This window comes from Bacillus sp. FSL R10-2780, from assembly GCF_038006125.1.
Classification (GTDB): Bacteria; Bacillota; Bacilli; order Bacillales; family Bacillaceae_G; genus Bacillus_A; species Bacillus_A cereus_U.
The window spans coordinates 425923-450868 of record NZ_JBBOUQ010000001.1; the positions used below are offsets into that span (position 1 = coordinate 425923).

The following is a 24946-nucleotide window of genomic DNA, read 5'->3' on the forward strand; positions in this document are numbered from 1 at the left end:
CCCATGCGTCTTTTTTAGTGGAGGTGGAAGGAAGATTTCGTTCATATTTTAAAAGGCCAAGCATAAACTTGTACAAAAAGTGCCAAAAGGACGTGGGGGGGAAATATGAGACGGATTTGTATAATAATTACGCTAATTATAATGTACGCAAGCGTTATGCCGATTCCTGCATATGCAAAAATGAACGGTGGTGTCAGTGCTCGTAACGCAGTCTTAATGGAACAACAATCCGGTCGTGTGCTATATGGAAAATTAGAACATGAGCCACAAAAAATTGCTAGTATAACAAAAATTATGACAGCATTGTTAGCTGCTGAATCAGGAAAAATGAAAGAGTTAGTATCGGTTAGTAATGAATCGGTACGAGTAGAAGGATCGGCAATTTATTTAAAACCTGGACAAAAAGTGAAGCTAGAAGATTTAGTTTACGGATTAATGCTTAGATCTGGTAATGATGCAGCACAAGTAATTGCTGAAAATGTGGGAGGGAGTATAGAAGGGTTCGTATATTTAATGAATGAAAAGGCGAAAGAAATCGGAATGAAAGATACACATTTCTCAAACCCGCATGGCTTGGATGGGGATGGATCGCATTATTCGTCGGCTTATGACATGGCATTATTAACGAAATATGCAATGGGGAACGAGACCTTTAAGAAAATTTTTGGAACAAAAACGTATAAATCAGATTCTTGGGATTATCCGTGGAAAAATAAACATAAGCTTGTGACATCTTATTATGAATTTGCAACAGGGGGAAAGACAGGTTTTACGAAGAAAGCAGGACGGACGCTTGTCACAACAGCTTCAAAAGATGGACTAGATTTAATTGTCGTAACTTTGAGTGCTTCTAGTGACTGGGATGATCATATGAATTTGTTTGATAAAGGCTTTGAACGCTATAAGCAAGCGAAAGTTTTAGGACAAGGCGCACTCGCTGAAATAAATGAAAAGAAATATGCCAATCATGTTTATACGAAAAATAGTTTTTCTGTACCTTTAACTGAAGAGGAAAGAAAGAGCGTGTTATTGAAAGTTGAGCTCGATAAAAGTGAAAAACTTACGGATGGAGTAAAGATTGGGAAGACAGAAATTTATGTAGGGAACGAGAAAGTTGGAGAACGAAATTTGTTTTACAGTAAACGAAAGTTAGTAGCTACAACGGGAATGTATTGGAATAACGTAAAAGAAATCTTTTCTTACATGATAGGTGTTGGGATAGATGGTTAATCTCGTATGGGCAGCGATGGCAGTTATAGGGATTGTGTATGCCATGATAAATGGAACGATGGAAGAAGTGACCAAAGCAGTGTTTGAAGGGTCAAAAGATGCTGTAACGATTTGTATTGGACTTATTAGTGTTTTAGTATTTTGGCTCGGTTTAATGAAAATTGCTGAGGAAGCTGGATTGTTAAAGAAGTTAGTATCACTTTTTATGCCGATAGTAAAAAGATTATTTCCAGAAATACCGAAGGATCACCCGTCAATGGGATTCATTTTATCAAATATGATGGCGAACTTTTTTGGGTTAGGTAATGCAGCAACACCTTTAGGTATTAAAGCAATGGAACAACTGAAAGAGTTAAATGGTGGAAAGGATTCAGCAAGTCGTTCTATGGTGACGTTTCTAGCATTAAATACTTCAGCAATTACATTAATTCCGACTACTGTCATTTCAATTCGAATGACTTATGAATCAGCAAACCCTACTGAAATCGTTGGCGTAACATTTATAGCACAAGTGTTATCGATGATTGGAGCGATTTGGATTGACCGCTATTTTTACCGGAGAAGGAGTAGAAAGGGGCGGAAAAAATGAGTATTGTAAATACAATTTCATTATGGGTAATTCCTTGTGTAATTGGTTTTATCCTTTTGTATGGCACGATAAAGAAAGTTCCAACGTATGAATCGTTCGTTGAGGGCGGAAAAGAAGGGATTCAAATTGCGGTTTCCATTTTGCCGTTTATGGTTGGAATGCTTGTATCTATTTCTATTTTCCGGGCATCAGGTGCTTTAGATGCGATGATATCGGTAATGAAGCCGATGTTAGACTTTATTCATGTACCAGCCGAAATCGTTCCACTTGCACTTATACGTCCGATTTCGGGATCTGCTGGTTTAAGTATTACGACCGATTTAATCGCTACATATGGGCCAGACTCGTTTATTGGTAGGTTAGCTTCAACGATGCAAGGTAGCACAGATACGACTTTTTATATATTAACAGTATACTTTGGGGCTGTCGGTATTAGAAAAATGGGAGATGCATTAAAGGTGGGACTTTTTGCAGATTTAATCGGAATTATTTGTTCGATTGTGTTTGTTTCCCTATTGTTTCGGTAATGCTATTCATTTTTTTCGCTATTTCGCTTATAATACGTATACGACCACTATTAACGTGTAGTTTAATAGTGGTTTTTTTATGCGGTATTTTTGACAAAATGGTGAACTTTTATCGTGGACAACATGAAAAAGTGTAAATAATAATAAAGGGTGAAAACGTGGTATAGCCTTTATACGTTTATTATCATTGCTATGTTGTTAAAGATAGGCGAAGTAAATGGCATAAAGCTTAGGCGGTTGCCAAGTCTTTCTAATGTAAGGTAAGATAAATTTGAGGTGAAAAAAAGAGATGGAACGATTACAAAAAGTGATTGCGCAAGCAGGTATTGCATCGAGAAGAAAGGCTGAGGAATTAATTCAGCAAGGGAAAGTGAAAGTTAATGGAAAAATAGTGAAGGAGTTAGGAACAAAAGTAACTCCTCAAGATAAAGTGGAAGTAAATAACATCCCTCTTGAAAAAGAAGAACCTGTTTATTTTTTACTATATAAACCAACTGGTGTAATTTCAAGTGTATCAGATGATAAAGGAAGAAATGTTGTAACAGACTTTTTCCCTGAAATTAGACAACGTTTATTCCCAATCGGACGCTTAGATTATGATACGTCTGGCGTATTATTGATGACAAATGATGGTGAATTTGCAAATGTATTAATGCATCCGAGATATAAGGTTGAAAAAACGTATGTTGCGAAAATTAAAGGGCCATTAACAGGTGATAAAATTCGCATGTTAGAACGAGGTGTTGCATTAGAAGATGGGAAAACAGCACCAGCACAAGTGAAAATTATTTCTTGGGACAAGCGTAAAGAGATGGCGATTGTACAATTAACGATTCATGAAGGACGTAACCGTCAAGTACGCCGCATGTTTGAAGCGTTAGATTGTAAAGTAATGAAACTAAAACGTGAACGTTATGCCTTTTTAGAAGTGGGTAGCTTGCGTCCTGGTGATGCAAGAGAATTGACACCACATGAGGTGAAACAATTACGTGCATTGGCTTCTACAAAGCCTCGCTAATTTATATTGTGAAACTTTCACCAGTGGAATGCTCCGCTGGTGATTTATTAAAAAATACATATATTTATCACTCGTCGAAGAGAGGGGAGACAATATGAAAAAAAATCGCTTATTATTTCGTGTTATCATTTTGCTCATTTTAAGCGGTGCGGTAGGGTTTACGCTATATCAAGGATTTTTTACTGATAAAGAGAAAATGCAAATTGGAAAAGAAGCACCTAACTTTGTTGTAACTGATTTAGAAGGAAAGAATATAGAATTAAAAGATTTAAAGGGAAAAGGTGTATTTTTAAATTTTTGGGGAACTTGGTGTAAACCTTGTGAAAAAGAAATGCCTTATATGAATGAGTTATATCCGAAATATAAAGAAAAAGGCGTTGAAATTATTGCCGTAGATGCAGATGAAACGGATATCGCAGTGAAGAACTTTGTGAAACAATATGATTTGAAATTCCCAGTTGCAATTGATAAAGGGCAAAAGATCATAGGTACATATGGAGTAGGCCCATTACCAACAACCTTTTTAATTGATAAAGAAGGCAAAGTAGTAGAGCAAATTATAGGTGAGCAAACGAAGGAACAATTGGAAGAGTACTTAAAGAAAATTACTCCATAATTAAGAAAGCCTTTACATAAGAGGTGCTTACGTATAGCGCCTTCGCTTTAAAAATTCTGAGTATTGCGGTAACTATAAGCTGGAATATACAATAGTACATATAGATAAAAGGGCGGTGAGAGCTTTGAAAGAAATTAAGTGTGAATGTGGACATGTTAATCCGATAGGAACCATTTTTTGTGAAGCATGTGGGAAACCATTTGAAAGTAATGAAAATATGAAATTATTGGATATGAGATATGAGGGGAGTGCCCGGAGATCTCTCACACATACAAAAACGATAGTCGATAAAATTTGGAGTTTTTTCTCTTCTGTAAAAGTAGGTGTATGGTTAATTGTAATAACTTTAGCTGCATCGGCAATAGGAACTATCTTTCCCCAAGAAATGTACATAACTCCAGGAATCGAACCAGCTGAATATTATAAGACCGAGTATGGATTTTTAGGACAATTATACTATCAATTAGGATTTAATAATTTATATGGATCATGGTGGTACATGATTTTAATTGCTTCCATTGGTATTTCACTTGTTATATGTAGTTTAGACCGTGTCATTCCTCTTTATAAAGCTTTAAAAAAACAAGGGGTGAAAAGACACCCAAGTTTTTTAAAAAGACAGAGAGTGAACGGGACTGGTACGCCGCATGAAGGTGACTTAGAACGAGTTCAAATTAATTTAAAGAAACGTAATTATAATGTGAAAGAGGAAGACGGGAACGTTTTAGCGGAAAAGGGACGTTTTTCCCGTTGGGGTCCATATGTAAACCATATTGGTCTTATTATCTTTCTATTCGGTGCAATGCTACGTTTTTTACCGAGTATGTATGTAGATGAAGCACTTTGGTTACGTGACGGTGAAACGAAAGAAATACCAGGAACAGATGGTCAATACTATTTGAAAAACGAAAAGTTTATCAAGGAAGTTTATGATAAGAGTAAGGATAAAGAAGTTTTTGATGAAGCAATTGATCGTGTTGGTGATAAAATGATTGCGAAAAACTTCCAAACAAATGCTGTATTATATAAAGCGGTAGGAGAAAATATAGCGGGTCAAAAACCAAAATTAGAAAAGGTAAAAGAAGCTGAAATTCGAGTGAATGAGCCACTGAAATTTGATCAATTTGCTGTTTATCAAGTGGATTACAAAGAAAGTGAATTTAAAAGCATGTCTTTCCATTTGCAAAACAAAGAAAATAATCAAAAGTGGGGACCGATTAAAGTAGATTTAGCGAATCCTACAGAAAAATATGATTTAGGAAATGGGCATTCTCTAGAACTATTAAGCTATTTTCCTGATTTTTATTTTGATGAGAACGGAAGGCCGAATACGAAAACAAAATTACCGAATAATCCTGCATTCGTCTTTAAAATGTTTACCCCGGAAACACCAGATGGTGAAGTTAGTTTCGTCGGTATTCAGCAAAACATAGAGCCTGACGGGAATAATAAATATAAAATGTCATTTGCAGGTGTGGAAATGCAAAATGCAACAGCTCTTACAGTAAGAAAAGATTTGACGCTTTGGATTCTCGGTATTGGAGGATTTATATTTATGGTTGGTGTGATTCAAGGTATGTATTGGAACCATCGCCGTATTTGGATACAACGTGTTAATGATGAATGGTGGGTTGCAGGCCATACGAATAAAAATTGGTTCGGCTTAAAGAAAGATATTGAAAGAGTACTAGAAGGAACAGCGATTCCACAACCACACGATAAAATGAATGATAAAAAAATTAGTTAAGGTGGGGAAACGATATGGTACAAATAAGTAGTAATTTTCTGTTCGCCGCGTTCATCTTATATTTAATTGCAACTTTATTTTTTGGAGGATCAATTAAAGAAAAAGGTCATAAGTGGGCAAATATAGGTATAACTATAGCAATTTTAGGATTTATTGCGCAAATAGTATATTTTATTACAAGATGGATTGCATCAGGACATGCACCCGTTAGTAATTTCTTCGAGTTTGGTACCTTCTTCGGTATGATGCTTGTGGGAGCTTTTATCATTATGTACTTTGTATATCGTGTAAGTATTATTGGTTTATTTGCTTTACCGGTAGCTCTTTTATTAATCGCTTATGCAAGTATGTTCCCGAGAGAAATTTCGCCGCTTATCCCATCTTTAAAGAGTAATTGGCTACATATTCATGTAACGACAGCGGCAGCGGGACAAGCAATATTAGCAATTAGTTTTATTACAGGCGTAATGTATTTACTGAAAAATGTAGATCAATCAACAAGAAGTAAGCGTACATTTTGGTTAGAGACAGTAGTTTTCACACTTGTTTGTACAGTTGGATTTATTGGAGTAACAACGGTATTTTCTAGTATGAAATACGAAGCGAAGTTTCAATGGATTGATAAAAATGAACAACAAGTTGAGATGAAGTATAATCTCCCTGCTTTAGTTGGACCGCATGAAGGGAAATTAATGACGGAAAATAAATTAGAGCCAACAGTTGAAGTCCCAGCGATTGTAAATGCGAAAAAATTAAATACTGTTATTTGGTCAGTGTTAGTCGGAACACTACTTTATATTGTATTAAGACTTGTTTTACGTAAGCGAGTGTCAGCTGCACTTCAGCCGTTAGTAAAGAATACGAATAGTGATTTATTAGATGAAATCGGATATCGTTCTATTGCGATAGGATTCCCAGTGTTTACATTAGGAGCGTTAATCTTTGCAATGATCTGGGCTCAAATCGCTTGGACGCGCTTTTGGGGGTGGGATCCAAAAGAAGTTTGGGCGCTTATTACTTGGCTCTTTTATGCTGCAGTATTGCATTTACGTTTATCTAAAGGATGGCATGGAGAAAAATCCGCCTGGCTTGCAGTAATTGGTTTTGCAATCATTATGTTTAACTTTATTGTAGTAAACTTAATTATCGCGGGTTTACATTCATATGCATAGAGAAATAAAATAGGAGAGTGTATGTCACTTTCCTATTTTATTTTTGTCAATTTTTCTTCTTTTTTGAGAAAAACATGACAAAGTAGTGGTTGATTCTGTAAAATGATGTCGAGGACCAAATATACTGTTCAAAAAAAATACATAGTTTTGGAAAAAAAATGAACAAACTTTATTATTCTTGTGAAGCATAATATGGGAAGTGGAACGTTAAAAAATGCTTAATTAAACGAGGATAGGTGCAACATTATATTGTAGAAGGGTAGGTGTAAACCGTTGTGGTAAAAATACGCAGCGGGTAGAAATGGAAAATGAATCAAGAATTTTAATTGTAGACGATGAGGATCGTATTCGTCGTTTATTAAAGATGTATTTAGAAAGAGAGCAATACACAATTGAAGAAGCGGATAATGGTGATACAGCTTTAGAAATGGCGTTACAAAATGATTATGATTTAATCCTATTGGATATTATGATGCCTGGTAAAGATGGTATCGAAGTGTGTAAAGGGATTCGTGAGAAGAAAGCGACGCCAATTATTATGCTGACAGCAAAAGGTGAGGAAGTAAATAGGGTACAAGGGTTTGAAGTTGGAACTGATGATTATATTGTAAAACCGTTTAGCCCGCGTGAAGTAGTACTTCGTGTGAAAGCGGTATTACGCCGCGCTGTACCAACGACATTCTTTACACAAGATACAACGACGAAAGATGTTACGGTGTTCCCTCATTTAACAATTGATAATGATGCGCACCGTGTTACAGCGGATGGCAATGAAGTAAACTTAACACCGAAAGAATATGAATTACTATTATTCTTAGCGAAAGCTCCGGATAAAGTTTTTGACCGTGAGCAATTGTTAAAAGAAGTATGGCAATATGAGTTCTTCGGAGATTTACGTACAGTTGATACGCATGTAAAGCGTTTACGTGAAAAGTTAAGTAAACAATCACCAGATGCAGCGAAGATGATTGTTACCGTTTGGGGCGTTGGTTACAAGTTTGAGGTTGTGAACGACTGATGCTTTGGAGAAGTGTAGTAGGGAAGTTATGGATGACCATATTACTTCTCGTTTCGTTTGTTCTTGGATTTGTTGCTATTTTACTTTCACAGTTTTTTAGAACGTATTATGTTGATATGAGTGAAGCTAGGCTTCAGAAAGTTGCAACAAGTGTCACGGAATTAATTGAAGAAGGTGCCGATGTAAAAACGATTGAGGATATTGCTTACAAATTTTCTGATCCACTTTCAAGGATTATCATTGTAGAAGATGGTAAGGAAATTTCTTCTTCGCCGAAACAAGAAGGATTAGTTACTCTTACAATAGATGATTTGAAAAATGATAAAGAATTAGCAGCTGTTTTTACAGATAAAAAGGATATTAAGAATAATATTAGAAAAGCTTCTAATAGTAGGAAGAATAAGAACACTGAAAATGATATTATGATCGTCGGGAAACCAGTACAGTCAAAAAATCAAAGTGCGGTGTTTGTATATGAATCATTGCAAGTTCCAATACAAGGTATGGAGAGAACGACTGATTTTATTTTCTTATCAGCCGGGATTGCGATTATTTTAACAACTTTCTTTGCATTTTTCTTATCTACTCGAATTACGGCACCGCTTCGTAAAATGCGTGAGGTTGCATTTGAGGTAGCGCGCGGGAAATTTGATACGAAAGCCCCTATGGTGTCGCAGGACGAAATTGGTGAGCTTGCAACTGCTTTAAATCAAATGGGGAAACAGTTGAAGTTTAATATGAATGCCCTACAGCAAGAAAAAGAGCAGTTAGCTAGCATTTTGAGTAGTATGGCAGATGGTGTTATTACGTTAAATCAAGAAGGTGAAGTCGTTGTTATCAACCCACCGGCAGAGCATTTCTTACAAGTTTGGCAAGAAGAAAAAGAAGTGGAGTTAAGTAAAAAACTGCCTTCTGAACTTGTTGAACTATTCCATCTCGTTGTAGAAAGTGAGCAACAACAAGTTGTTGAAATTAATTTGCAAAAAGGTAACTACGTAGTTCTTATGACACCGCTTTACAATCAAACAAAAATTCGCGGAGCTGTAGCAGTATTGCGAGATATGACGGAGGAGCGTCGTCTTGAGAAAATGCGTCAAGACTTTATTGCAAATGTATCACATGAACTCCGTACACCGATGGTAATGCTTCAAGGATATAGTGAAGCAATTTTAGATGATATTGTGCAAACGAAAGAAGAAATTAATGAGTTTGTTCAAATTATTTATGATGAATCTGTTCGTTTAGGTAAACTTGTAAATGAGCTATTAGATTTAGCCCGTATGGAAAGTGGGCATGTAGAGTTACATATAGGTGAAGTAGATATTCACCCATTTGTCGAAAAAATTGGCCGTAAATTCCAGGGGATTGCAAAGGATAAAGAAGTCCAATTAACAGTGGATTTCCAAAGTCCAATTGAACAATATCCGTTTGATGCAGACCGTATGGAACAGGTATTGACGAATTTAATTGATAATGCAATCCGTCATACAAATGCAGGTGGACATGTTACACTTGTAATTAATACGAAAAATAGTGGCCTTACTTTCGAAGTGCAAGATTCAGGTGCTGGTATTCCAGAAGAAGATATTCCGTTCTTGTTCGATCGATTCTATAAAGCTGATAAAGCGAGAACGCGCGGGAAAAAAGTTGGAACTGGACTCGGGCTTGCGATTGCTAAAAATATTGTTCAAGGTCATGACGGGAAGATTTCTGTATCAAGTGTCATTGGAGAAGGAACTATATTCTCTGTATATTTACCAAATCGTATAATTTAGATATGCATGTTTTTTAAAGGTGATCATGAATATAAGCTCTACTGTTTTTTATTTTTTTGTAAGTGCAATTAAATAAAGAATGGTAGAGTTTTTTTCTTTAATAATCAGAATGAAAATAAAAAGAGAGGTGCCATAATGAAATGAAACTTTATACAAAAACAGGTGATAAAGGGGAAACGAGTGTCATAGGTGGCCGAGTGGATAAAGATCATATACGTGTAGAAGCTTATGGCACAATTGATGAGGCGAATTCTCATATCGGATATGCTATGTCTAAATTACAAGAGGAATATTTTCGTAACATTTATAACGAACTTGAAAATATTCAACATGAACTATTTGATTGTGGAGGGGATTTAGCAATAGTAGAGAAGAAAATTCCCTATAAAGTAACGATAGAGATGGTCGAGTATTTAGAGAGACGAATTGATTCGTATACAGAAGAAGCGCCGCCGTTAGAGCGTTTTATTTTACCAGGCGGTAGCGAGGTATCGGCTGCACTACACATTGCACGTACAGTTATACGAAGAGCAGAACGTTGTATAGTGTCATTGCAAAAAGAAGGAGAAACCAATGAAATTGTTCTAAAGTATGTAAATAGGTTATCTGATTATTTATTTGCGCTTGCTAGAGTAATAAATGCACGTTTACAAGTGAAAGATGTGGAATATAACCGCAGTGCACTTGTTTTTCGTAATAAAGAAGAGAAGGAAGTGGAGTAATACACTTTCTTTTTTTGTATACTTTTTTCTGTAATATCCCACAATAGAGAAGGTATGACGGTTATTAGAAAACGGAGGATGTATATGAAAGCGTTAAAATGTGGCGTGGTGATATTGAGTGTATTATTTTTATCTCAATTACATGTTTACGCTGAAGGGAATCAGTGGATATGGCCTGTTGATGGGCAGATAAGTGATTATTTTGGGACAAGACATGGGAAACACTATGGTATTGATATAGCTGCGCCTATTGGAACGCCTGTTGCAGCTATTCAAAATGGTAAGGTGACAAAGTCTTATTTTTCAAGTAGTTATGGAAATGTTGTGTTTATTAAACATGGAGAATATGAGGCTGTTTATGCGCATTTAAATAAGAGATATGTAGTTCAAGGGGATAACATTTCAAAAGGAGAGCTAATTGGAGAGGTAGGGAATACAGGAGAATCGCGAGGAGCGCATTTACATTTAGAAGTGCATCAAGGGAGATGGACGATGGAGAAAAGGAATGCGATGAATCCGTTGCTTGTTTTGAATGAACAAAAAAATCAAGTCGTGTCATCATCACTATATATTGTACAAAAAGGTGATACTTTAGTTGGTATTGCTCGGAAATTTAGTATGACAGTTGAGGAAATTAAAGTGAGGAATGGATTGCGACAAGAGCAAATCTATCCGAATCAACAACTATACGTTAAGTAAAGGAAACGTCCCAAAAGCATAACTTTTGAATAGATTTATTTGCTTTTTTGTTAAGATTGCGATAGTAAATGAAATTATATCGACTTAATAACAAAATGCGACAATAAGAGCAACCTATTCTTAACGAAAAACCGTCCCAAAAGATCTTTTGGGACGGTTTCTTTTACCAAAAAATAAAGACACATATAAATCCAGAAATAGCTAAGTAGCTATATAAGTAAAAGACTTTTGTTCTTGTTTTTTCTTTTGTCCGAAATAGTACGATAGTTGGTTCGATTAGACCAATTGTAAGACAAAGTAAACCAAGAAGCATAAAGCCAATTGAAAGAGAATACAGGGCGATTTGTGGTGCTTGAAATGGAATCATCCATTTTAATAAAAATGCAATAAGTGCAGTGTAACAAATGCTACCGATGTATTTATTCAATGGTGTATCAGAACGGAAACCAGGAAGTTTCTTGGAAAACGGACGGGAAACAACTTCCGTTTGTAAAGATGTATGTTCTTCAATTATTTTTTGAGCTTCTTTTCCTTTTTGGAAAAGGGATAAAATCCAATTTCGCTCACCTTGGAAAATAAATTGAGAAGTTGTTAAATAGTGATCAACTTTTACCTTATTCCAACTCTTCCATGGATGACGCTCACACAATTTTAATTTACTTTCTGTTTTTTTATCATACTGATAAATACTTATGCCATCTTGGTCAAAAGTAGCGTAGTATGTCTCTCTTGAGAATGTGCCTAGATCAATTGGACAGTAGAAAAGTAATTCTTTTTTCAAATAAAAGTATTCTTTTCTTAAGTTCTTTTTCATTGCTTCTCGAATAGAGTGTCTTTTATCTTTCTTCATGACATTTCCTCCATAACTCAGAAAATGTTCTTATCTTAACAATTCAACATCTTATCACTTTTGACGACATATGACTAGGGGATTCATAAGAGAAATACCGAATTATAAAAAATATGGGTTGTATTGTAAAATATAGTGATTGCTTCTTTAATAATATAAAATAAATAACTTATTTTTAATAAGTTACGCTTTTTTTGTTCACAATACGATCATGTTGTTGTATAATGAAATGGAAAATAGAATATCGGTCTATCTTCGGGGCAGGGTGAAAATCCCGACCGGCGGTGATGAACAGTTAATAATTTCGTTCTAAGCCCGCGAGCCGTTAAGGCAGGATTTGGTGTGATTCCAAAGCCGACAGTACAGTCTGGATGGGAGAAGATGGAGGTTCAAGCGTTCAAAAAAGATAAGTATTTGAACGTCTGTTTGATGTGCCTTAAAATTCTCCCTTTGTGTAAACCACAAAGGGTTTTTTCGTTCTATGAAAAAATAGGCATAGCAGAACCTTTCCACTTTCCATGAGAAGATCGATGGAAAAGGAGAGAGAAAGATGAAACAAAAAAACAGTGTAGTGCAGATGGTGAGTGTAGCGATGCTAAGTAGTATTGCGTATTTACTAATGATGTTGGATTTTCCATTCCCAGGGCTTCCGCCATTTTTAAAAATTGATTTTAGTGATGTGCCAGCTTTAATTGCGGCGATAATTTTTAGTCCAATTGCAGGTGTAATTGTAGAAGCGATAAAAAATATTTTGCATTACGGGATTCAAGGAAGTTTAACGGGAGTACCAGTAGGAGAAGTAGCAAACTTTATAGCGGGATGTTTATTTATTGGTCCAGCAGCATTCTTATTCCGAAAGTATCGCACAGTAAAAAGTTTAACGACAGGATTAATGCTAGGCACAATTACTATGACAGTTATTATGAGTGTGTTAAACTACTTTATTATTTTACCAGCGTACACTTGGTTTTTAAATTCACCAGCTATGTCTAGTGATATTATGCGACAAACTATTGTAACGGCGATATTACCGTTTAATGTAATTAAAGGAATTGTTGTAACAATTGTATTTGTAGCATTATTTTCACGCTTGAAAGTATGGGTATTTGCAAAAATGAAAAATGCTTAAAAATATTAAACCATTAGCAGTTACGCTGCCAATGGTTTTTTTGTTAGTGAGAATGAAAAAGAGAGCAAAACCCCCCCCTCATACTTATGAGGGGGGGTTTGAAGTTAATAAAAGACTATTCGAATTTTAAAGAGTCGCCATCAAATGATTCGTCAGCAACTTTAATTGAGTCAGTTGGACAACCTTCGAATGCATCCATCATATCTTCAATTAATACATCTGGAATTTCAACGATACCTTGGTTATCGTCTAATGTTACAAATGCAATACCTTCATCATCATAGTCATAAATGTCTGGTGCAGCAGCACCACAAGCACCGCATGCGATACAAGTATCTTTGTCAACAATTGTATATTTTGCCATCTTTTTTCCCTCCTGGTAATATGTATGTGAAAAGTTCGCCAAAAAATTATAACCTTATTGTAAAACGGTTTTTAAAACTTTTCAACATAAAATTATAATGATAATGCTTATCAATTAGGGTGTCAACTTATTTTTGAATTATTTCATAAGATTTTCAAAATACTTAAATGTTATTTCGTTTGATACAATAGAATATATACAAGCATGTAGTGTGAATATGATAAGTTCAATGAATAGCAGTTAATGTGCAATCGTATTGAAAAAGGAATGAAGTTAGACAGAGAGGTGGAAGCGGTAATGCAGCTACAATATACTTTATTGTATTGTTTAAAACAATTGAATGGTGAAAGAACCGTTTCTTCGATTTATTATTTATTAAAAGGAAAGAGATCGTCGCAAACATTACAAGATGGGAATATGTTTCAAATTTCTTTTTTGTTTGGGATTTATAAGTCATTAAATAGAGCTGATTATGATCAAGAAGTTGCAAGGTTGTTACGAACGGATTTAGTTCAAGGTATACATGATAATACATATGTGTTAACGACTGCTGGTAACATGCAATTAAACAAATGGGAAAGTGACTTTGCCTTTCCGACGTATTTAAATGGTTTACACTATGGTGAAATAGGTGAAACGTTTTGGAGGAGATTATCATTGATCGTTCAAACCATTTCGAATTTACAACAGGCGAATACGAAATTTATTCCAATTCAACAGGATACAGAAATAATGATGTGGGTGAAACGCTTCCTCACTGGAATACCATATATGAGAAGTGAATTGGCTAAAAGATTATGGAAGGAAATGCATACTCTTTTACAAAAAAATAATCCAGTAGAGGCGACAATCGTAACATATCGGTTAACTGGGTATGAACGTATTGGGTGTACTTTACAACAATTAGCGGAAATTACGAAACAAGATATATTTCGAGTTTATTTTTTATTTTGGGGTACAATTCATTTCCTTATTCAAGAAGTTCGCAATAAAGAAAATGAGTTTCCATTATTAGCTGAAATTATATCTTATCCAAATGAGAAAGCTGATTTATTTAGCTTATCAACGAAAAAAACATATAATCTTTGGAAACAAGGACGCTCTTTAGAAGAAATAGCAACAATTCGGAATTTGAAGGTTGCCACGATAGAAGACCATTTTGTAGAAATTGCTTTACGAGAAAAAGAATTTTCTATTGAGATGTTTATGGAAAAAGAAAAAATAGAAAAAGTAACAAAAGTAATTGAAGCATTACAAACACGTAAATTGCGTGTGTTGAAGCAAGCGGTTGGAGAGGAAATCTCTTATTTTGAAGTCCGTCTTGTATTGGCGCGGATGGAGGGTATAAATGAAGCTTGAGGAATATTTATATAAGTGGTTTGGATATTCTGAATTTCGTCCGGGGCAAAAAGGAGTTATTACGGACTTATTGGAAGGGAAAGATGTTGTAGCAATGCTTCCGACTGGAAGGGGAAAGTCAATGTGTTATCAACTTCCGGGGCTTCTGCAAGAGGGTACGGTGCTTGTTGTATCACCATTATTATCTTTAATGGAAGACCAAGTTACGCAATTAAAGTATGTCGTGAAAAATCGAGTTATTGCATTGAATAGTTTTCGGACGTTAAGTGAAAAAAGAGAAGCAATGAAAAAGCTATCTTTTTATAAATTTGTTTTCGTATCGCCAGAGATGTTGCAGTCGGAACTTCTAATAAGAGAATTGAAAAAAATTCATATTTCATTATTTGTCGTAGATGAAGCGCATTGTATTTCACAATGGGGCTATGATTTTCGGCCAGATTATAAAAAATTAGATAAAGTAATTGAGAGTATCGGATCTCCGACAGTACTAGCATTAACAGCAACTGCGACAAAGGATGTACTGCGAGATATAGCGGAAAGTTTAAATCTAAAAAATATCGCTGAGCATGTGTACTCAATTGATCGTCCCAATATTGCGATGGAAGTGCAATTTGTGGAAACAATAGAAGAAAAAAAAGAGGCGCTTTTTGAGCATGTAATGTATTTGCAAGGGCCTGGTATTGTTTATTGTTCAAGTAGGGCCTGGACAGAGCGTTTAACCGAGTATTTAAGAGGAAAAGGAATTACAGGTGTAGCTTTTTATCATGGTGGTATGGAACATGAAGAGCGTATGTTAATTCAACAACAGTTTATGAATGACCAGTTGCAAATTGTAATATGTACAAGTGCTTTTGGGATGGGGGTAAATAAGGCGAATACAAGATATATTATTCATTTTCAATATCCGACAAATGTAGCTTCCTATTTACAAGAAATTGGAAGAGGGGGAAGAGATGGAGAATTGAGTATAGCCATTTTATTATGTAGTCCATTGGATCACGATTTGCCAATTTCAATCATTGAAGATGAATTACCAAGTAAATCGCAAATACAATTTTTATTTTCGTTACTCCAAGAAAGAATGTTTCAAACGAAAGTATTACCATTAGAAGATGTAGAAGAAATTTGTTATAATGCAGCAAGATTTAATGAACAGTATTGGCGTTTTACACGTTATCATCTCGAACATCTTGGAATCATACAACAGCGAAATCTCATGCTAGAGAGCTTGTCAGATGAAATAATGCACAGATTAATAGCGGAAGTGGAAGTGAGACTGCGTAATAAATATAGTGAGCTAGAAAATATGAAGTCATGGATACAAGTTCAAGGATGTAGACGTGAATATTTATTACAACAATTCGGTTATAGAAAAGAAAAAGAGATAGAAAACTGTTGTGATTACTGTGGTATTACAAAAACGGATTATAAAAAAAGACGAGCGCAACAGTTAGTTTTCGACTATAATTGGGAAACAGAGTTACAAAAGCTTTTCGGCCTAGGGAAGATGGAGGAATGATGAACATTCAAAGGCATAATGTTGAAGATATGAGTCCGAGAGAAATAAGACTGAATCTCTACATAACACAACTAATCATTATTGGTATCGGTTGTTTACTAGCATATATATTATTTCAAGATAAAAGAGAAGTTTATAGTTTATGGAAATGGGAACCGGTTTCTATACTTGTAATAGGTAGCTTGTTAGCGATCTGTATTGTGTTATTAGATTATGTTGCAATGCGAGTGTTTCCAGAATCTTGGTTTGATGATGGTGGCATTAACGATAGAATGTTTCAAGGGATTTCTGTCATGCATTTACTCGTTATCACGTTTATTATTGGCTTTGCGGAAGAGTTTTTATTTAGAGGTGTAGTGCAGACTCATTTCGGAATTGTAATAGCGAGTTTAATTTTTGCTGTGTTACATATTCGGTATATAACGAAGCCTTTTTTGTTTTGTTTCGTCTGCTTTATTAGTTTTGTTTTTGGTTATGTATTCGAGTGGACAGGAAATTTGTTTATAACAATCTTTGCACACTTTCTTGTTGATTTTATAATGGGGCTCCAATTAAGAAAATAAATGGAAGGTGGTGGTGAACAACATGAGAAAACGAATTCCTGATTTTGAAGAGGAGTTAGAAGTTGAGCAAGTGGAAGAAGATGAAGTTTTACCGCCGCGTAGTGAAATTCATAGAAATAAAGAGAACAAACCAAAGTTTAAAATGAATCACATTTTCGTCCGAGTGTTAACATTTTTGTTCATATTGTTACCTATTAGTATCCTATGGTATACGGATAAGTATATACAGGTAAAAAGTGATAGTAATAATGCTGAGAAAAGTGCGTTTGAAGTGATTTTCTTTGATTCAGCTCAGACTGAATCAAAGAAGCAGTCTGAGAAAGTAGCAACTCATGTTGTGAAAGATGGAGAAACTTTAGAAAGTATAGCGAAGCAATATTTCTCAGATGAAAATGGGATAGAAATAATAAAAAAGTATAATGATTTACAAGAAGATGAAGTGAAAGTAGGACAAGAATTGAAAATTCCTATAAAAGATAAGTCCACGAAGTATGAGAGCTAGCTAAATGAGTGATATAGCTGCACATAAAATTAAGGACTATACTTTACGAGGAGGGAAAGTAAAAAATATATGTCATGGATTATATTATTATGTACTCTCATATGCATTGGTTTTGTATGTCTTCTTGGAATGTATAAAGAAGCAATGCGTAATACAGTGTTGGAACATACTTTAGTATTCGAAGAATTTCCGGAAAGTTTTCAAAAAGTTAAAGTTTTTTTTATTTCGGATATTCATAGAAGGACCATTTCTAGCTCGCTAATTGAACGAGTGAAAGGAAAAGCAGATATCGTAATTATTGGCGGTGATTTAGCTGAAAAAGGAGTACCTTTATCGCAAATCTCTTTAAATATTCAAAAGTTAAGAGAAATAGCCCCTGTATATTTTGTATGGGGAAATAATGATTATGAAATTGAATATCACGAATTGGATGCTTTATTAATAGAAAATAATGTGAAGGTATTAGATAATACAAGAGTTGTATTTGAGTCTGAATTAGGAGAGAAAATTTGCTTACTCGGTATCGATGATGTTGGATTAGAACGAGATCGTTTAGATTTAGCGTTGTCTGATTGTAAAGAAGAAGGTTTTCGCATTTTAATTAGTCACAACCCAGATATAATAAAGAAAATGTCTGGTAAAGAACAAATTTCGCTCGTATTAAGTGGACATACACATGGAGGGCAGATTCGGTTGTTTCCATCTGAAAAGCATTTAAAGGGTGGTGTATATAAGCATTCTAATACGACTCTCTTTGTTAGTAATGGGTATGGAACAACATTATTCCCTCTTCGTTTTCGGGCACCTTCCCAAACACATATCATTACGTTATGCGGAGGAAAATAATGCCGACTTTAAATGGGACATATAATATAAAAGCTGTTTCGAATATACTCGGAATTCAACCGAGTACACTTCGTGCATGGGAAAGACGCTATCATATTATTGCCCCAAAGAGAAATCGTGCGGGGCATCGTTTATATACAGAAGAGCATATTCATATTTTGAAATGGTTAATGAATAAAGTTTCTGAGGGGATGATGATTGGACAAGCAGTTCAGTTATTAGAAGGGAATCGGTTGCAGAACAACGTTCAAAAAGAAAAAATTACAGATACAGAAGTTGTTTTAGTGGACGATATACTACAAGCTTTGTTAAAATTTGATGAAATTACAACTTCTGCATTATTAAACGAGGTTTTTAGTATATATTCAACGGAAAAGGTTGTTACAAGCATCATCCTTCAAGTGGCAAACAAGTTGTTATCTTTAAAAAATAATAATGAGATTACAATGTCACAATTCAAATATGTTGTATCATTCTTACAAACACGTCTAGGAATGATATATCATAATGCGTCAGTGTATTCTTCCGTTAACAAAGTTTTCGTTTTAGAAAATAATATATTAAAAGGATTTATTTTCGCGACGTATTTACGACTAAAAGGATATCAAGCAATGTATATGGGGACAAGTTTAGATGAAGAAGGTATTTTACTAGCTATTGAACAATTACAACCTAAATATTTGTTTATATCTTTTGATGATGAACGAGAACTTGAAGAGGCAGTAGAATTTATTGACTTATTGCAAGAAAAAAATGAAAACCTCTCTGGTGGTTTTATAGGAAGAAAAGGCATTGGAGATCAATTAAATCTTCAAAATATCCTAATTGGTAACACGAAAGAAGAATGGGATGGATGGTTAAAAATGTCAGAATAGTCGTTCGAAAAGAACCATCTATTTTCTATTTCATATAATAAAAATTAGATGCAATGGTTACGTAGGGAGGGTATGAGATGAGACTGGAACGTTTAAATTATAATAAGATTAAAATTTTCCTAACATTTGATGATTTATCTGAACGAGGATTAACGAAAGAAGATTTGTGGAGAAATGCACCGAAAGTACAGCAACTATTCCGTGATATGATGCAAGAAGCGAATAAAGAATTAGGGTTTGAAGCGGATGGACCGATTGCTGTTGAAGTATTTTCTCTACAAGCTCAAGGTATGGTTGTAATTGTAACAAAAGAAAATCACGAAGTAGATACAGACGATGAGTTCCGTGACGAGTTTATTGAAATGCAAGTGACTCTTGATGAAAGTGAACATATACTTTACGAGTTTGCTACATTAGATGATGTAATCAATTTGTCAAATCGCTTATATAACCTTGGTGTAACTGATGGGAAGTTGTATACGTGGGATGATCGTTTTTATCTTTGGATAGAAGAAGAAGAGCAATTTCAATTATTGAAGGCGGATTTTATAGCTATTTTAGCGGAATACGGTAATCCGTCAACAGCAACAATTTACCGCATAATGGAATATGGTAAAGAATTAATGGATTCTCAAGCAATTGAACAAATATACAATTACTTTGTAAAAAAACAAAACCTCAGCTAATGTAACGTAGCTTGAGGTTTTATTTTTATTCAGCTGAAGATTGGAAAATCTAAAATCTATAAAGCGAAGTGTAGGAAACAAGACTAACCGATCTATATTTAAAAATATAACCAGTATTTTTTGATGAAATAATTGTTTTTATCGAACGTATTTTGATGAAAACAAAAAATATTTAAATATTTAAGTATTTTACTTTTCTAAAAGCAATAAAAGGACTATAATAATAGTGAAAACGCTTGCAACGCAAAATAGTTTGTATATATTTGTTAGCGTTTTCTATTGCATTCCAAATTTAACGGTGTATACTAGGCAATGAAGGTTTACTAAACAAGTGAAATTACAGGGGGTTTACTTACTATGGTAGCCGAAAAGGGAACTCAAACGAAAACACAACAACAAGGGGAACAACATTTTGAATTGTTAAATTCAACACAAATTGTAATTAATGAAGCATTAGAAAAATTGGGTTATCCAAACGAAGTATATGAATTATTGAAAGAACCAATTCGTATGATGACAGTGAAAATTCCAGTTCGTATGGATGACGGGACTGTTAAAATATTTACAGGATATCGTGCGCAACATAATGATGCTGTTGGTCCAACGAAAGGTGGAATTCGCTTCCATCCAAACGTAACAGAAAATGAAGTGAAAGCACTTTCTATTTGGATGAGTTTAAAATGTGGTATTGTTGATTTACCATATGGTGGAGGTAAAGGTGGAATCATTTGTGACCCACGTGAGATGTCTTTCCGTGAATTAGAAAGATTAAGCCGTGGTTATGTACGAGCAATTAGCCAAATTGTTGGTCCGACAAAAGATATTCCAGCTCCAGATGTATTTACAAACTCACAAATTATGGCATGGATGATGGATGAGTATAGCCGTATCGATGAATTTAATTCACCAGGATTTATTACAGGTAAACCACTTGTATTAGGTGGATCACACGGACGTGAAACAGCGACTGCAAAAGGTGTAACAATTTGTATTCGTGAAGCTGCGAAAAAACGTGACATTGATATTAAAGGTGCACGCGTTGTTGTTCAAGGATTTGGGAATGCGGGTAGCTTCTTAGCTAAATTTATGCATGATGCAGGCGCGAAAGTAATTGCAATTTCAGATGCGTACGGTGCACTACATGATCCGAATGGATTAGATATTGACTACTTACTAGATCGTCGCGATAGCTTCGGTACTGTAACAAAACTATTTAATAATACAATTTCAAACACAGAATTGTTAGAACTTGATTGCGATATTTTAGTTCCAGCTGCAATTGAGAACCAAATTACAGAAGAAAATGCTGATAAGATTAAAGCGAAAATTGTAGTTGAAGCTGCGAATGGTCCAACTACATTAGAAGCAACAAAAATCTTAACAGATCGTGGTATCTTACTTGTTCCAGACGTATTAGCAAGTGCTGGTGGCGTTACGGTATCTTACTTTGAGTGGGTACAAAATAACCAAGGTTACTACTGGACTGAGGAAGAAGTAGAACAACGTTTAGAAAAAGTAATGGTAAAATCATTCGATTCAATCTATGAAACATCACAAGTTCGTAAAGTAAACATGCGCTTAGCTGCATACATGATTGGTGTTCGTAAAATGGCTGAGGCTAGTCGCTTCAGAGGTTGGGTATAATATATAATGTTTTGAGAAAACGTGATTTCCTTTTGAGGGAATCGCGTTTTTTGTTGAAGTTACTAGTTAGAGGTGTTGGATATGAATAATGAAATGATGAATCGAGTAGATTGATTAGAAGAAAGGGTAAACCAACTAGAAAGTAAAATAGTAAGGATTGAAAATACTCAGAAAACAAGTATTTTTAGAATGTTTGGAGAGGGTTTATTGCATCTGGTTGTTGGAGGGCTGATTATCGCAGTAGTAATTGGAATTATTACGTAGCTTGGTGAAAAATAAAATAAAAACAAAAAGAACGCTTGTTCTACACGAACAAACGTGCTATACTTTCCTTAGATAAGCAAAACGGAAACGATTTTAAGGAGAGATAAATGATGAAAATGACAGTAGACCAAAGATTTATGATGCCAGCAGATGTTGTGGAACGAGTGGAAGTTTTACGAAATAATCATAGTAAGCGTGGATCATTATTACAATCAGTAAATAAGTTTTACGGTTTAGATACGAAAGAAGATTGTGTTTGGTTTTACGGTTTTTACGGAGTGGCTGTAAGTATTGTATTATTTATGGTATTCACATCAAATATTTTCGATTTTCTCTTCGCATAAGAAATAATGCCATAAGGACATTGCCACCGAATACATATATAAGGAAGTAAGGTAATTTTTTAGAGCGGGAGTTGGTAGTAATGGCGATGTTCCCTATTGAGCGTAATTATATTGGGTATGGAAATTCACGACCAGGAATTCCTCTTTCAAAAGTAAGATTTATTGTAAGTCATGACACGGGGAACCCTGGTAGCAATGCGATAGGAAATCGGGATTACTTTAATGAAATACAACCGAAAGCTTCAGCGCATACATTTATTGATGATAAAACAATATTAGAAATTGTCCCTATAAATGAAGTTGCGTACCATGTTCGATACAATGTGCCAACGGATAATGATTTATTCGGTTATGATGCGAATAAGGCTGCAATTGGGGTTGAACTTTGCTATGGTGGCGACGTAAACTTTTGGGAGGCGTATACTCGTTTTACGTGGTATCACGCTTATTTATGTCAAAATTTCGGTTTAAATCCTAAAAAGGCTATTGTGTCACACAAAACGTTGGATCCTACTCGGAAAATCGATCCTGAAAATGTATTAGGGCAACAAGGAATTAAATTTCAGCAGTTTTTAGCAGATGTCTATCGGATGTATGTTTCGTTTAGATGACAAATATATGAAAAATGAATACAATAAAGATAGGTGCCTACTGCTGTAAGTAGGTTTTTTCTTGTTTATATAAATAAAGCAGAGGTAGAAGACTAGGAGTGAACCGAGTATGCAAAAAGAAACAGTTATTATTATCGGAGGCGGTCCATGCGGATTAGCAGCGGCGATTTCGTTGCAAAAAGTGGGGTTAAATCCGTTAGTGATCGAAAAAGGGAACATTGTAAATGCGATTTATAATTATCCAACTCATCAAACATTTTTCTCCTCTAGTGAAAAATTAGAAATTGGTGAAGTTGCTTTTATTACAGAAAATCGTAAGCCATTTCGTAATCAAGCGCTCGCGTATTATCGTGAAGTAGTAAAGCGTAAATCTATACGTGTAAACGCATTTGAACGAGTGGAACAAGTTCAAAAAGATGGTGATGTTTTTAAAGTTGAAACGACGAAGCGTGATGGAAACAAAGAAATATATGTGGCGAAATACATTGTTGTCGCAACTGGATATTATGATAATCCGAATTATATGAATGTACCTGGTGAGAAACTTGAGAAAGTAGCTCATTATTTCAAAGAAGGACATCCTTATTTTGATCGAGATGTCGTTGTAATAGGTGGTAAAAATTCAAGTATAGATGCGGCGTTAGAGCTTGTTAAATCGGGTGCACGTGTAACAGTTCTATACCGTGGCGGGGAATACTCGCCAAGTATTAAGCCGTGGATTTTGCCGGAATTTGAGGCGTTAGTACGAAATGGGACAGTTCAAATGCATTTCGGGGCTCATGTGAAAGAAATTACTGAACATACATTAACATATACGGTTGATGGTGAATCATTTACAATCAAAAATGATTTTGTATTTGCGATGACTGGTTACCATCCTGATCATAGCTTCTTAACGAAGATGGGTGTTCGGATTGATGAAGAAACAGGGCGTCCGATTTATACAGAGGATAGAATGGAAACAAACGCTGAAAATATTTTCATTGCAGGTGTAATTGCTGCTGGGAATAACGCAAATGAAATATTTATCGAGAACGGTAGATTCCATGGAGATGCGATTGCGCAAACCATTGCATCAAGAGAAGAATAAAAAGAAGCTGTCGAAATTCGACAGCTTCTTTTTTAATCGTGCATATACATATTTTGGATTGCTTCATGAGAATTTGTATTCTCTAATGCGACTAATAATTTAATACGCGCCTTTTGAGCATTTAAACCGTATGTGAATATAACGCCCATATCTTTTAATTGCTTGCCGCCACCTTCATACGAATATACATCTTGAACGATACCGTTGAAACAGCGAGACACTAATACGACAGGAATTCCTTTGCCTATTAATCGTTCTAGACTTGGAAGTGTTCTTGGAGGTAAATTACCTTGTCCAAGTGCTTCGATAACAATTCCGTCTACTGGTAGTGTTTCGATTGCTGATAATAATGTATCATCCATACCTGCGTATGCTTTTAGAACGACAACGTTTTTAGAAATCTGTCGTACTGTGCATGTTTCGTGATGCACTAAAGCATGATGGAAAACAACACCACGTTTTGTTACCATGCCAATTGGTCCGTACTGTGGACTTTGGAATGTCGCGACATTACTTGTGTGCGTTTTTGTTACATTTGTAGCACAATGTATTTCGTCGTTTAATACGACTAGAACGCCTTTTTCAGCAGCTTCATTACTACTAGCAACTTTTACAGCTGATAAGAAATTATATAGACCATCAGCACCTAATTCATTACTAGAACGCATTGCTCCTGTCACAACGATTGGGATCGTTGCTTGAACTGTTAAATCAAGAAAATAAGCTGTCTCTTCTAATGTATCGGTACCATGCGTAATGACTACGCCGTGAATATCGTCTTGTTTTACTCTTTCGTCAATGATGACTTGTAATTGTAGCATTTCGCTAGGAGTCATGTGAGGAGATGGAAGATGGAACACATCTTCGACAATTAAATCAACATCGCCTTCTAAATCAGGAATAAATTTTAAAAGAGGATTCTTTTCACCTGGTTGTACGACCCCAGTTTCTTTATCTTCCTCCATTGCAATTGTTCCACCTGTGTGTAAAACTAGGATTCTTTTCAATGCTTATACCCCTTTCAAGTTGAAAAATACATTTAGAACATAACATGTTTTGAGTAAATTCGACAATGAAAATGTATAAAAGTATGGTTAGAAAATGACAATAAAATAAATTACTTTAAGTGTGCTGCGGTAAGTGGTTATTAGGTTAGGTTTTGTTTATGGGAATTTATGAGAGGAGAT

The 24946-nt window shown here is 35.1% G+C and carries 26 protein-coding genes and 1 riboswitch; of the genes, 23 read left to right on the top strand and 3 right to left on the bottom strand.

Translation table 11 applies throughout. The features are described from left to right. Window positions 1-105 precede the first annotated feature (105 nt). The 11 genes from NSQ47_RS02265 to NSQ47_RS02315 all read left to right on the top strand — a co-directional run bounded on the left by NSQ47_RS02265 (window position 106) and on the right by NSQ47_RS02315 (window position 11113). Complete coding sequence (locus NSQ47_RS02265) at window positions 106-1230, top strand: D-alanyl-D-alanine carboxypeptidase family protein (protein WP_341035987.1); 1125 nt, start codon at window positions 106-108, stop codon at window positions 1228-1230. Beyond that, a complete protein-coding gene (gene spmA / locus NSQ47_RS02270) occupies window positions 1223-1819 on the top strand; it encodes a spore maturation protein SpmA (protein ID WP_002086662.1) in 597 nt (198 codons plus the stop codon). The genes NSQ47_RS02265 and spmA overlap by 8 nt, the downstream gene beginning before the upstream one ends. Next, a complete protein-coding gene (gene spmB, locus NSQ47_RS02275; protein ID WP_002086660.1) occupies window positions 1816-2346 on the top strand; it encodes a spore maturation protein SpmB in 531 nt (176 codons plus the stop codon). Before spmA ends, spmB begins: the two co-directional genes overlap by 4 nt. A 289-nt stretch (window positions 2347-2635) precedes the next feature. After that, window positions 2636-3364 carry a 23S rRNA pseudouridine(2605) synthase RluB gene (gene rluB, locus NSQ47_RS02280; protein WP_002064494.1) on the top strand — a complete coding sequence of 243 codons (729 nt, stop codon included), beginning with the start codon at window positions 2636-2638 and terminating at the stop codon, window positions 3362-3364. A gap of 94 nt (window positions 3365-3458) precedes the next feature. After that, a complete protein-coding gene (gene resA, locus NSQ47_RS02285; RefSeq protein ID WP_341035989.1) occupies window positions 3459-3980 on the top strand; it encodes a thiol-disulfide oxidoreductase ResA in 522 nt (173 codons plus the stop codon). Between the two features lie 124 nt (window positions 3981-4104). Further along, the gene (gene resB / locus NSQ47_RS02290; RefSeq protein WP_002158616.1) at window positions 4105-5727 is read left to right on the top strand and encodes a cytochrome c biogenesis protein ResB; all 1623 of its coding nucleotides are present in this window, start codon (window positions 4105-4107) and stop codon (window positions 5725-5727) included. A 14-nt stretch (window positions 5728-5741) separates the two neighbouring features. Beyond that, complete coding sequence (gene resC / locus NSQ47_RS02295; RefSeq protein WP_002158615.1) at window positions 5742-6899, top strand: cytochrome c biogenesis protein ResC; 1158 nt, start codon at window positions 5742-5744, stop codon at window positions 6897-6899. A 301-nt stretch (window positions 6900-7200) separates the two neighbouring features. Beyond that, window positions 7201-7917, top strand: a complete 717-nt coding sequence (gene resD, locus NSQ47_RS02300) for a DNA-binding response regulator ResD (protein ID WP_002158614.1) — start codon at window positions 7201-7203, stop codon at window positions 7915-7917. Continuing rightward, entirely contained in the window at window positions 7917-9692 is a 1776-nt protein-coding gene (gene resE, locus NSQ47_RS02305; protein ID WP_087947258.1) for a sensor histidine kinase ResE, read from the top strand. The genes resD and resE overlap by 1 nt, the downstream gene beginning before the upstream one ends. Window positions 9693-9832: 140 nt before the next feature. Next, window positions 9833-10414, top strand: coding sequence for a cob(I)yrinic acid a,c-diamide adenosyltransferase (locus NSQ47_RS02310; protein ID WP_341035992.1), 582 nt, complete (start codon window positions 9833-9835; stop codon window positions 10412-10414). An 84-nt stretch (window positions 10415-10498) separates the two neighbouring features. Further along, complete coding sequence (locus NSQ47_RS02315; protein ID WP_002141020.1) at window positions 10499-11113, top strand: peptidoglycan DD-metalloendopeptidase family protein; 615 nt, start codon at window positions 10499-10501, stop codon at window positions 11111-11113. A 163-nt stretch (window positions 11114-11276) separates the two neighbouring features. On the opposite strand, the gene NSQ47_RS02320 is transcribed toward NSQ47_RS02315, so the two are convergent. Next, window positions 11277-11963, bottom strand: coding sequence for a hypothetical protein (locus tag NSQ47_RS02320; protein ID WP_002149409.1), 687 nt, complete (start codon window positions 11961-11963; stop codon window positions 11277-11279). Window positions 11964-12210: 247 nt separating this feature from the next. Beyond that, a riboswitch (FMN riboswitch) is annotated at window positions 12211-12350 on the top strand. 163 nt (window positions 12351-12513) lie between these two features. Here NSQ47_RS02320 and NSQ47_RS02325 point away from each other — a divergent pair. Next, on the top strand, window positions 12514-13092 hold the full coding sequence (locus NSQ47_RS02325) for an ECF transporter S component (protein ID WP_002011769.1): 579 nt from the start codon (window positions 12514-12516) through the stop codon (window positions 13090-13092). A 115-nt stretch (window positions 13093-13207) separates the two neighbouring features. On the opposite strand, the gene NSQ47_RS02330 is transcribed toward NSQ47_RS02325, so the two are convergent. Continuing rightward, a complete protein-coding gene (locus tag NSQ47_RS02330; RefSeq protein ID WP_001151994.1) occupies window positions 13208-13456 on the bottom strand; it encodes a ferredoxin in 249 nt (82 codons plus the stop codon). Window positions 13457-13753: 297 nt separating this feature from the next. On the opposite strand from NSQ47_RS02330, the gene NSQ47_RS02335 reads away from it, so the two are divergent. The 11 genes from NSQ47_RS02335 to NSQ47_RS02385 all read left to right on the top strand — a co-directional run bounded on the left by NSQ47_RS02335 (window position 13754) and on the right by NSQ47_RS02385 (window position 23759). Further along, a complete protein-coding gene (locus NSQ47_RS02335; RefSeq protein WP_078174420.1) occupies window positions 13754-14815 on the top strand; it encodes a helix-turn-helix domain-containing protein in 1062 nt (353 codons plus the stop codon). Then, window positions 14805-16334: a RecQ family ATP-dependent DNA helicase gene (locus NSQ47_RS02340; RefSeq protein WP_002158609.1), complete on the top strand. Its 1530-nt coding sequence runs from the start codon at window positions 14805-14807 to the stop codon at window positions 16332-16334. Before NSQ47_RS02335 ends, NSQ47_RS02340 begins: the two co-directional genes overlap by 11 nt. Next, window positions 16334-16897, top strand: coding sequence for a CPBP family intramembrane glutamic endopeptidase (locus NSQ47_RS02345; protein ID WP_002149398.1), 564 nt, complete (start codon window positions 16334-16336; stop codon window positions 16895-16897). Before NSQ47_RS02340 ends, NSQ47_RS02345 begins: the two co-directional genes overlap by 1 nt. Window positions 16898-16919: 22 nt before the next feature. Continuing rightward, the gene (locus NSQ47_RS02350; protein ID WP_002158608.1) at window positions 16920-17399 is read left to right on the top strand and encodes a LysM peptidoglycan-binding domain-containing protein; all 480 of its coding nucleotides are present in this window, start codon (window positions 16920-16922) and stop codon (window positions 17397-17399) included. 69 nt (window positions 17400-17468) lie between these two features. Beyond that, complete coding sequence (locus tag NSQ47_RS02355) at window positions 17469-18245, top strand: metallophosphoesterase (RefSeq protein ID WP_002158607.1); 777 nt, start codon at window positions 17469-17471, stop codon at window positions 18243-18245. Further along, window positions 18245-19120: a MerR family transcriptional regulator gene (locus tag NSQ47_RS02360; protein ID WP_002158606.1), complete on the top strand. Its 876-nt coding sequence runs from the start codon at window positions 18245-18247 to the stop codon at window positions 19118-19120. The genes NSQ47_RS02355 and NSQ47_RS02360 overlap by 1 nt, the downstream gene beginning before the upstream one ends. A gap of 77 nt (window positions 19121-19197) precedes the next feature. Continuing rightward, the gene (locus tag NSQ47_RS02365; RefSeq protein WP_341035995.1) at window positions 19198-19806 is read left to right on the top strand and encodes a genetic competence negative regulator; all 609 of its coding nucleotides are present in this window, start codon (window positions 19198-19200) and stop codon (window positions 19804-19806) included. Between the two features lie 357 nt (window positions 19807-20163). Then, a complete protein-coding gene (gene gudB, locus NSQ47_RS02370; RefSeq protein ID WP_000225168.1) occupies window positions 20164-21450 on the top strand; it encodes an NAD-specific glutamate dehydrogenase in 1287 nt (428 codons plus the stop codon). A gap of 371 nt (window positions 21451-21821) precedes the next feature. Then, window positions 21822-22058, top strand: a complete 237-nt coding sequence (locus NSQ47_RS02375) for a DUF3961 domain-containing protein (RefSeq protein WP_341035997.1) — start codon at window positions 21822-21824, stop codon at window positions 22056-22058. Between the two features lie 80 nt (window positions 22059-22138). Further along, window positions 22139-22669, top strand: a complete 531-nt coding sequence (locus NSQ47_RS02380; protein WP_002149378.1) for a peptidoglycan recognition protein family protein — start codon at window positions 22139-22141, stop codon at window positions 22667-22669. 109 nt (window positions 22670-22778) lie between these two features. Continuing rightward, window positions 22779-23759 (top strand): YpdA family putative bacillithiol disulfide reductase, encoded by a 981-nt coding sequence (locus NSQ47_RS02385; RefSeq protein WP_002158604.1) that lies wholly within the window; start codon window positions 22779-22781, stop codon window positions 23757-23759. 32 nt (window positions 23760-23791) lie between these two features. Here the strand turns inward: NSQ47_RS02385 and ansA are convergent, their stop codons facing one another. Then, window positions 23792-24766 (bottom strand): asparaginase, encoded by a 975-nt coding sequence (gene ansA / locus NSQ47_RS02390; protein WP_078182170.1) that lies wholly within the window; start codon window positions 24764-24766, stop codon window positions 23792-23794. Window positions 24767-24946 lie beyond the last annotated feature (180 nt).

Bases quoted from the DNA above. Each gene is read 5' to 3' on its own strand.
- NSQ47_RS02340 (WP_002158609.1), top strand. From the start codon at position 14,805: ATGAAGCTTGAGGAATATTTATATAAGTGGTTTGGATATTCTGAATTT.
- NSQ47_RS02375 (WP_341035997.1), top strand. From the start codon at position 21,822: ATGATGAAAATGACAGTAGACCAAAGATTTATGATGCCAGCAGATGTT.
- resD (WP_002158614.1), top strand. From the start codon at position 7,201: ATGGAAAATGAATCAAGAATTTTAATTGTAGACGATGAGGATCGTATT.
- rluB (WP_002064494.1), top strand. From the start codon at position 2,636: ATGGAACGATTACAAAAAGTGATTGCGCAAGCAGGTATTGCATCGAGA.
- NSQ47_RS02345 (WP_002149398.1), top strand. From the start codon at position 16,334: ATGAACATTCAAAGGCATAATGTTGAAGATATGAGTCCGAGAGAAATA.
- resC (WP_002158615.1), top strand. From the start codon at position 5,742: ATGGTACAAATAAGTAGTAATTTTCTGTTCGCCGCGTTCATCTTATAT.
- NSQ47_RS02315 (WP_002141020.1), top strand. From the start codon at position 10,499: ATGAAAGCGTTAAAATGTGGCGTGGTGATATTGAGTGTATTATTTTTA.
- NSQ47_RS02320 (WP_002149409.1), bottom strand. From the start codon at position 11,963: ATGAAGAAAGATAAAAGACACTCTATTCGAGAAGCAATGAAAAAGAAC.
- NSQ47_RS02365 (WP_341035995.1), top strand. From the start codon at position 19,198: ATGAGACTGGAACGTTTAAATTATAATAAGATTAAAATTTTCCTAACA.
- NSQ47_RS02385 (WP_002158604.1), top strand. From the start codon at position 22,779: ATGCAAAAAGAAACAGTTATTATTATCGGAGGCGGTCCATGCGGATTA.
- NSQ47_RS02330 (WP_001151994.1), bottom strand. From the start codon at position 13,456: ATGGCAAAATATACAATTGTTGACAAAGATACTTGTATCGCATGCGGT.
- spmA (WP_002086662.1), top strand. From the start codon at position 1,223: ATGGTTAATCTCGTATGGGCAGCGATGGCAGTTATAGGGATTGTGTAT.
- NSQ47_RS02325 (WP_002011769.1), top strand. From the start codon at position 12,514: ATGAAACAAAAAAACAGTGTAGTGCAGATGGTGAGTGTAGCGATGCTA.
- gudB (WP_000225168.1), top strand. From the start codon at position 20,164: ATGGTAGCCGAAAAGGGAACTCAAACGAAAACACAACAACAAGGGGAA.
- spmB (WP_002086660.1), top strand. From the start codon at position 1,816: ATGAGTATTGTAAATACAATTTCATTATGGGTAATTCCTTGTGTAATT.
- resE (WP_087947258.1), top strand. From the start codon at position 7,917: ATGCTTTGGAGAAGTGTAGTAGGGAAGTTATGGATGACCATATTACTT.
- resA (WP_341035989.1), top strand. From the start codon at position 3,459: ATGAAAAAAAATCGCTTATTATTTCGTGTTATCATTTTGCTCATTTTA.
- NSQ47_RS02355 (WP_002158607.1), top strand. From the start codon at position 17,469: ATGTCATGGATTATATTATTATGTACTCTCATATGCATTGGTTTTGTA.
- NSQ47_RS02310 (WP_341035992.1), top strand. From the start codon at position 9,833: ATGAAACTTTATACAAAAACAGGTGATAAAGGGGAAACGAGTGTCATA.
- NSQ47_RS02380 (WP_002149378.1), top strand. From the start codon at position 22,139: ATGGCGATGTTCCCTATTGAGCGTAATTATATTGGGTATGGAAATTCA.
- NSQ47_RS02360 (WP_002158606.1), top strand. From the start codon at position 18,245: ATGCCGACTTTAAATGGGACATATAATATAAAAGCTGTTTCGAATATA.
- NSQ47_RS02350 (WP_002158608.1), top strand. From the start codon at position 16,920: ATGAGAAAACGAATTCCTGATTTTGAAGAGGAGTTAGAAGTTGAGCAA.
- NSQ47_RS02265 (WP_341035987.1), top strand. From the start codon at position 106: ATGAGACGGATTTGTATAATAATTACGCTAATTATAATGTACGCAAGC.
- NSQ47_RS02335 (WP_078174420.1), top strand. From the start codon at position 13,754: ATGCAGCTACAATATACTTTATTGTATTGTTTAAAACAATTGAATGGT.